Raw genomic sequence first — 8,159 nt, 5'->3', positions numbered from 1 at the left:
CTCGCCGGCGAGGATTTCTCGCTCGGTGTAGTCGGCGATCAGTTGATGGAGTCGTTCCTCTCGATCATCGACGAGCTCACCGCTCAGATCGAGGAACTCGAAGAGATGATCGAAGAGACCGCTGCGTCTCTGGAGGAGACGCAGCTGTTGATGACGATTCCCGGCGTGAGTTTCTACTCGTCGTTGCTGATCACCTCGGAGATCGGTGAGATCGACCGGTTCAACGAGGCGAATCAGGTAGTGAGCTACGCGGGATTGGATCCGGTCGTCCGCGAGTCAGGTGACTCGCGGACTGAAGGATCGATCTCGAAACGGGGAAGTGGAGACTTACGCTGGATCCTCGTTCAGTGTGTTCAAACGGCGGTTCATCGGTGTAACGATCCGTATCTTGGACGCTTCTACGCTCGGTTGAAACAGCGGAAGAACCACCAGATAGCGATCGTCGCAACAGCGCGGAAACTGCTCGTGTCGATCTTCCATATGCTGGAGCGTGAGGAGGTGTACGATCCACCAGAGGTGAGTGCCTGAGGGCCGCCGGGCGGCGGCCCTCATTGGCCGGTCGCAATCGGTGTGAGCCGCAGCTAACTCCATCACGTTCTGACCGCCTGCCGGCTGTTTCCTGAGCTATCGCCGTGGCTGCTTGCGGTTTTCTCTTCGTAGACAAGAACGGACCGACCTCGGCGAAAAATATAGTATCGCAGACGTGGTTTGTTGTGCTAGCAGGCTTTCATAGGTGTTGAAATCATCTCTTCAGACATGAACCGAGCTGAAACCGTTGATCGCTGAAGACTGCTGATGTAGCAGGGCTTCGAATTGATCGCAGACCAAGTAATCGTTCAGGGCTGGAGATCTATCTAGTAAGTGAATTTTCAGTAATTAGGCTATTGCGATTCAGTGTGGTTCAACAAAATAATACTAATATGTAGGTGTAATAAAAGAAACTGTCAATACTAGGGGGTGAATCACACTTCACCGAGGACCTAATGCACCATCATAACCATCCAAAATTATCATAGAAAGACCATCAGAAATGATTAATGTGATTATAGATGCAGATAGTAGAAAGAGTGCTTCTGGAATTGGGGTTGGGGTCCCGAATAACGAGATGAGTCTATACATACTATACCCTAGAAAGATTGCCCATACAAGGAATGCGAGCAAAAATAGAACTGTCTGACTCGATGACAGGCTAGGATTGCCCTTGACAACCGTGTATAAAATACTTGCAAAAATAGCAGAAAATACACTGATAACAATCATTTCACTAGAGTTCGGTGAGTTATTGATTATGAGACCATAATTTACTAATGGAATATATACTAACAGGGCAGATTCGCTGCCAAGAATTTGTTTTAATTCTTCTAAAGAAGGCATTCAGATTGAGTTAGGATCTATATTAACAATCAGTTCTCCATCTACAATCTCTTTTTCATATATCAGATTTGGATGATTTTCGGTGATCTCTTTTGATGTGAGCATTTCATTGATCGTTTTATGATTATCTGGGCCCCTTCCTCGTATGTGGATATAATCAAAATCCACATCGTACCGATGCATTCTCCACGATCTTCCGATCAGTGCATCGTATACATCCATCGCACTATCCTCGCGTTTTACAAAAACGACAAAGGGGGTTTTCCGGACGTATTTCAAGAACCACTCTTCATAATCGGAATCAGTATATTCACCATTTTTTATTTTCTCTTCATACAGCGTCCAGAATAACCCTCCTCGATCTAAATAACCAGCTGAACAAAGGGAGGCAACAGCATATGCATCATGATTTTCATATGTTTCTTTTATTTGTCTTTTTCTATCGCGGATCTCGTCTAATGTAGAATCAAATTCTTCCGTACCTAATCTCAGCATCATTGAATCTTCAATCATCATCAAATATTCGTGGGGTACCTTTCCCTCATAGAATTGGCATACTCTGTCTATGTACTCGTCACCATTTCCTCTCTTATATGCAAGTATGTAGTTCGCCAGAGCGTCAATGATGAACCCATCAAAAGCCGAATGTAACTCCCAGAATACCCGTAGACTTTCCTCGCGAGATTCGTCCTCAACGTTTTCAGGGTCAACAAATAACTCAACATTCTCATTGGAGTCATTCAACAAGAAGACATGGCCAGAATTGTTTTCACAAATATGTAGGCTGTCGATGGAATCCGGGTTGATTTGATCTCTGTCAACAGGTATTCCTTTTACACTAGCATCTTCTTGCCCTCTTCCATCTGCAGCACCAGACACTTCAGATGAGGATTCGTCGTCTTGAAACAGGCTAGAAAGAAATTCAGAAATAGTACACATTCAAAACCGCTCTACCGTCGAAGGTAATTTGTTAGCGACGAAATGTCGTCTTTAACAAATTCTACAGATCCGTGTCCAGCCATTCCAATTTTGTCTTTTTGAATTGGGTCCCCATCTGTGGACCGGACTCTATTGCCATCTCGGTCCACCACATACCCCTCATCGTCGATCTCCATGTCAAATGCATCAAGCATATAGTCCAATCGTTCTTTCTCTATAATTATCTCAGTTGACATGGTGAATTGTGGTCTAAATACGGGTTGGTGGGCTGATTTTGCTTATGACATACTAGGTGAGGCCAGAATGAAGTATCTACCGGTGCATCTATCTTCCTGCGAATGGCGAACACCAACTGCTACGTATTAGGATTCACAGCTTGAAGACTATTAGTAGAAATCGAGTTTCAGTGGGGGTAACGGAATCGTCATAACCACCACGCGTGAATAACCGGTTGACGGGTATAAAACGTCCGTAATTCGCTGTCTCGTTGTGTAGGAGATACTTGCCACTTTTTAAACTCTCGTCACCGGGTAGTAGGCGTGAAATGATAGCGCGGACACGAATCCGTTCGACGATTTAATCGATGTGAATTAATCCGAGTGGGCTCTGTTAGAATCCTCAACCGGTGATATGTTCTCGACGTTTTGCCGAATACAGCGCGCAAGTGTAGCATGGATTCTTTAGTACAAACCACACTATACGAACCATGCCCTCTAAGCGCGAGCTCATCGGTGGTGGTCCTCCAAGCGATAGTCTATGCTGGTCAGAGTTTCAGTGGAGCCGTATTACTGCGTTCTTTGTTGGCGCTGTTGCGACGGTGGTCCACTTTTTGATGAACTCGATGGTTGATGGAAGTCGGATTCCGTCGTGGGGTGATGAAATCTTGGCAGTTATTCCGATTGGACTCATCTGGTATGGTTTCAGTAGGTCTAATTGGCAAGAAATTCTAAAAGCAGTCGTCGGTATTGTGGTCGGGAGTATGTTCGGAATGTATATTTTTTATTGATGATGCGCAATTGATCAGAACTGCTTTGTTGAGAGATTAGGATTGCTGAGTGTAATCTCTGTCTTGGTCACGCAGTCCTTGGCAGAAATAGAATACATCGAGAAGGTACTGCTGGATACAGTACGCAACTCATCAGATCCCTCTCAGTACTGCCCCGCTTATATTATGTCAGAGATAGCGGTGGTGAGAACGAGTAGTGCGAAAATGTTGAAGAGTAACCCCACTATCAACAGAAAAGCTCCCCGAGCGGCTTTTTTCAGCGCGGTCTTTCCCGGGTCGTCATTCATCACTGCCAAGTAGTTTTCCTCAGATGTCATGGCTGCATCCACATCTGTGGTTGCTTCCTCTAGCACCGGATCAGCTTTTCCAATGACAGTGATTTTCTCGCCAATGCTGATTGTTCCTTCACTTAACTCGATAGGTACTGTGAGTTCGCCTATGTCCGATGTATACGCTGATGGTTCCAAGTCAAGCCGTTCATCAGCAGTTTGTTCCATAATCTCTCGTTTACTGGTGGGTCTATTCGCTGTCATATTGATCGACAAACTACCTTCGTCAGGATTAACAAGAATATCCGCAGTTCCATCAGAAATAATAAACGAGCTATACTTAATGTCAGAATCAATAGAGCTGCGACCGGTATCCTGTACTATTTTACTAATGTTATACTCATAAGCTACACATTGTTCATTCCGTAATGGTGAGACAAGAGCGCTATTTGATTGGGTTGGACGAACACGGCCTCGGATCTGAGTCACTTCATTAGTTACAATAGCCTCAGCGATTGACATTGAATCTGTTGTTAACACCTCCCACCAACCTTTCAGAGATTTGACCCCACTAGTCATCGCAGTCAATCCTATCCATGCAATTGTAATACTAAGTAACAGTCTAGGCAGAAATCCATCAACAGTCAACACAATCCCTCCTAAACAGCATTATTCACGACCAGCGATGTCTTGAATCATCACCATTCTCACTTCTCATCGTCGTTGCTCTCGTTGCGGTCGTCGTCGGTGTGGCTTGTGACCTCCGCCACGCTGTGTGCACGGCTGTCGAAAGAGTCACTATCGCTGGCGACACCGAGAAAGTCGAGGTCGGCGTTACACAGCCCGAGCAGTTCAAGTGCAGCATACCAGAGGTAGCTCTTGATTGGGGCGTTAATAACGACCGTCACCACGTAGACAAACAGTAGATAGCCAAGCAGAAAGACACCACCGACGGTGACCTGCAGCGCGGTGGTTTCTGCAACTGCCGACAGCGTCAGGACTGCGAATCCGCCAAGGATAGCAGTAAAGAAAGATGAAATCAGGAACTTGAGCGAGGTGGCGATTCCACCAATTACCCACGACAAAACGACGTAGCCCGCTACTGCCAATCGATTCCCAGTGGTACCGGCCCCAAACCGCTGCCAGCCGGCGATCGGTCCCGTGTCCGTACGCTGCATGATCGGGACGACAAACGATGTCGTCAGCGTCCCAACCACGAGATACATTACGGCAGCCACGATTACGCCAGCAGCGATTAGCGCCCCGGCCGTTGGCCCAACTGTCCGAAGCTCTTCGGGGGTTGTTGCGCCGCTTGCGATTATGGACGCCGTCACGATCAGGGCCGCCCCCACCAGCAGTACGAGTCGGAAGCCGAACAGTTCGGCTCCACGCCAGAGGTTGTGGCGGGCGTACTCTCCCACTCGGAGCCGATTCGTACACAGCGACTCGATAATCACCAGATCCGCGACCGCGTTGATATACTGGATCGCAAGCAGTCCGGCGGCTGCGATCACGAGCAGTGCGGGTGCTGACACAACATCTGACGGCTCGCCGGACACACTAGCGAGCGCGGCGAACCGCCCCACCCGACTCGCGATGCTGGGGCCGAGACTGACGAACAGAATGAGCGCGGCGAATTTGAGCCAGCCGAAAACCCCGAGTGCACCGGCGTACTCTCGAGTATCGCCGACAGCGGTCTGGAAGGCGTCAACTGTCGTCATTGCCTCTCGTATAGTCGCTGTGTAGCTGTTTTTTACATTGAACTACTGATGGAGACCGTCGGTCGTCGCGGTGACAGGGACTCAAAGCCATACATCGTCGTCATCTGTATCGACTCTTTATAAACTGGGTCGCAGTGTTACGGGATCGGAAATCGGTAGACAGCCGCAGGTTGTCAGTACGCGAATACAATCTTCAGATCGGCAGCGAACGTTTATATTATCAACTCAGCTTTGAACGTTGAAGTAGGAGCATGACGTAGGCGGTAGTGAAGACGGATGATGCCGATTACGGACTTCTCCGACGCTAACGTTCAAAGCTGAGTTATCAAATTACGCTCCGTATCGACTGCTGTATTGGATAGTGATCTAATCGACTTATCACTGTAGCAAACACGATTTCCCCGGCCGGCGTACTCATTGGGGGCTGGAATATCTGAACCATCTTGATCCTCTATCGGCCCAAACAACCGCTAGCACGGGAGTAGCGTTATTATTCTATAAACTTCAACCTACAGAGAGAATGTCTGAGGTCTTCACGCAACGACACCCGACAATTGGCGTGGTGGGGCCAGAGTCGGTCGAAACGACGCTCCAAGACGCACAGGATTCGCTTGACGTGGCTATTTCAATAGCACCTGTCGAGCGTGATACTCCCGACTCAGTCGAGGAGTTCGATTGTCTGATTGCCGCGGTAACGCCTGAGTCGGGCAGCGCCGATCGGACAGACGCTGACGCAGCCGCGTCACTGACTGAGGTCAGCAACTGGGTGGTCCGGAACGCCACCCTTGACTCCAGCCCACCGGTGGTGTATGTCGCCCCTACGGAGGTATCGATCGCTCAAGCGCTTGAGGCCGGTGTAACGGAGTACCTCCCGTGGGAACTGCTCTCGCGATCGCCGACAACAGTGCTCAAGCGGGCGGTTACCGCGACAGAAGTACAGCCGACTCGCGACTATCGGACCATCTACGACAATGTCTCTGAGCCACTCACACTTCATGACCCACAGACGGGAGAGTTGATCCACGCGAATCGGCGGCTCTGTGAGTTGCTGAAGTATGACCGAGCGGAGCTCATTTCCATGCAGGTTGGTGATTACACTGCGAGCATCGACGGCTACGATCAGGCCGCTGCCATGGAGGTTATCACCTCCGCAACAGAGGACGGAACCGTCGGTCCAATTGAATGGCCGCTTGAGACGGCTGACGGTCAACACGTCTGGGTCGAAGCGACGCTGACGACGGTCACGATAGACGGTCAGGAACTGGTGTTGGCGACGGCCACGGACGTGACCGATCGTCGACGACAGCGCCGTCAGTTTCGCGAGATATCGACGCATATGGATGAGGTCGTTTATTTAGCACGTGCGGACCTCTCGGAGGTGCTCTTTATCAACGAGGCCTATGCGGATTTGTTCGACCAACCGGTCGACCGCGTGTATGACGACCCGATGGCCGTTCTTGACGCCGTCCATCCGGAGGACCGTGAGGCGTACCGCTCGGATCTTATCGCTATGAGCGAACACATCCGCGGGGAGGAGCCGGGGCCGTACACGTTCAGTCACCGACTCCGCGTGGACGGCGAGACGCGCTGGGTAGAGGTAAGCGGCTACCCGAGCCGCGGCCCGGGCGGTGCTGTCGACCGAATCGTCGGAGTCATTCGGGACGTCACCGATACGCGACGCCGCGAGCGCGAGTACGAGCAGATATTTAACGGCGTGACTACCGCAATCGCAGTCCACGACCCCGACACGGGTGAGATCGTCGATGTGAACGACAGCTACGTCGAGTTATTCGAATACGACTACGAGACGATCCTTCAACAGGGTATCAACGGTCTCAGTGTCCCTGATGAGGGGTATACCGGTGCGCGAGCGAAGGATCTCATCACCGATGTCGCCGAGAACGAGGAGGATGAGACCGTTGAATGGCGAATCGAGACTGCCGACGGCGAACACCGTCTCGTCGAAGCGAACCTCACAGTCGCAACCGTAGGCGGACAGCGCCGTGTCCTCGGCTTGATACGCGATATTACCGAACAGAGACGCCGCGAGCGCGAGTACGAGCAGATTTTCAACGGAGTCAACGACGCTATCGCCATCTTTGACCCGGAGACGCTCTCCTTTGTCAGTGTGAATGATTCGTATCTCGAACTTGTAGGGTGCGACGATCTTGAGCGTATTCGCGAACTCGGTATCGAGGGTCTCAGCGCAACTGAAGACGGGTACACACCGGAACGCGGTAAAGAACTGATTCAGACTGTCGCCCGTTCGGGTGAACCGAAGACTATCGAGTGGGAACTCGCCCCGCCGGACGAGGAACAGTCATGGATCGAGGTCACGTTGGCGACGGCTGAGATCGGTGGTGAACAGCGAGTCCTGTCGATCCAGCGTGATATCACGGAGCGGAAGCGCCGCGAACGAGAGTTCGAACAGATCTTCAACGGTGTGACGGACGTAATCGGAGTCTACGACCCGCAGACTGCGGAGCTACTCGATGTCAACGACACCATGTGTGAGCTCCTCGGATATGACCGTGACACAATCATCGATATGGACCCGGAAGAGGTGACTGCGACGGCACTCGGATTCGATGCGGACACAATCGGGGAGGTTGTCCGCGACGTGGCCAAATCCGGTGACCCGGCGAGAGACATCGAGTGGGCGTTGCGGACCGCCAGCGGCGATGTTGTATGGCTTGAAGTCAATGCGACCTTAACAGAGATAGGCGGCGAGCAGCGTGTGGTCACTATCGCTCGGGATGTCACTGGACGGCGCGACCGCGAGGAGCGGGTACAGGTGTTGAACCGTGTACTGAGACACAATGTACGGAATGATATGGACGCTGTCTTGGG

7 protein-coding genes are annotated in these 8,159 nt (G+C 50.9%); 3 read left to right on the top strand and 4 right to left on the bottom strand.

Features of this window, described 5'->3' with window-relative positions; genetic code table 11:
• A partial coding sequence (locus Z052_RS02410) for a transposase (RefSeq protein WP_144049982.1) occupies positions 1-528 on the top strand: 528 nt, incomplete at its 5' end.
• 441 nt (positions 529-969) lie between these two features.
• On the opposite strand, the gene Z052_RS19650 is transcribed toward Z052_RS02410, so the two are convergent.
• Positions 970-1,374, bottom strand: coding sequence for a hypothetical protein (locus tag Z052_RS19650; RefSeq protein ID WP_144049981.1), 405 nt, complete (start codon positions 1,372-1,374; stop codon positions 970-972).
• A complete protein-coding gene (locus tag Z052_RS19645) occupies positions 1,375-2,253 on the bottom strand; it encodes a hypothetical protein (protein WP_141213588.1) in 879 nt (292 codons plus the stop codon).
• Between the two features lie 766 nt (positions 2,254-3,019).
• Between Z052_RS19645 and Z052_RS20710 the strand changes: the two genes are divergently transcribed.
• Positions 3,020-3,319, top strand: coding sequence for a hypothetical protein (locus tag Z052_RS20710; protein ID WP_099288735.1), 300 nt, complete (start codon positions 3,020-3,022; stop codon positions 3,317-3,319).
• Between the two features lie 158 nt (positions 3,320-3,477).
• Here the strand turns inward: Z052_RS20710 and Z052_RS19640 are convergent, their stop codons facing one another.
• Both Z052_RS19640 and Z052_RS02395 read right to left on the bottom strand, forming a co-directional pair.
• Positions 3,478-4,167 carry a hypothetical protein gene (locus Z052_RS19640; RefSeq protein WP_144049980.1) on the bottom strand — a complete coding sequence of 230 codons (690 nt, stop codon included), beginning with the start codon at positions 4,165-4,167 and terminating at the stop codon, positions 3,478-3,480.
• 128 nt (positions 4,168-4,295) lie between these two features.
• A complete protein-coding gene (locus Z052_RS02395; protein ID WP_099288733.1) occupies positions 4,296-5,309 on the bottom strand; it encodes a hypothetical protein in 1,014 nt (337 codons plus the stop codon).
• A 520-nt stretch (positions 5,310-5,829) separates the two neighbouring features.
• On the opposite strand from Z052_RS02395, the gene Z052_RS02390 reads away from it, so the two are divergent.
• On the top strand, positions 5,830-8,159 hold a 2,330-nt coding region (locus Z052_RS02390; protein WP_144049979.1), incomplete at its 3' end, for a PAS domain-containing protein.

This window comes from Halorubrum sp. C191, from assembly GCF_002727095.1.
Classification (GTDB): domain Archaea; phylum Halobacteriota; class Halobacteria; order Halobacteriales; family Haloferacaceae; genus Halorubrum; species Halorubrum ezzemoulense.
Note: the sequence above shows the minus strand (reverse complement) of the source record. Positions and strands in the feature narration are given on the sequence as shown.

What these genes read in the sequence shown, in the direction of transcription:
- Z052_RS19650 (WP_144049981.1), bottom strand. Translation starts at nt 1,374, where the DNA reads ATGCCTTCTTTAGAAGAATTAAAACAAATTCTTGGCAGCGAATCTGCC.
- Z052_RS20710 (WP_099288735.1), top strand. Translation starts at nt 3,020, where the DNA reads ATGCCCTCTAAGCGCGAGCTCATCGGTGGTGGTCCTCCAAGCGATAGT.
- Z052_RS19640 (WP_144049980.1), bottom strand. Translation starts at nt 4,167, where the DNA reads ATGACTAGTGGGGTCAAATCTCTGAAAGGTTGGTGGGAGGTGTTAACA.
- Z052_RS02395 (WP_099288733.1), bottom strand. Translation starts at nt 5,309, where the DNA reads ATGACGACAGTTGACGCCTTCCAGACCGCTGTCGGCGATACTCGAGAG.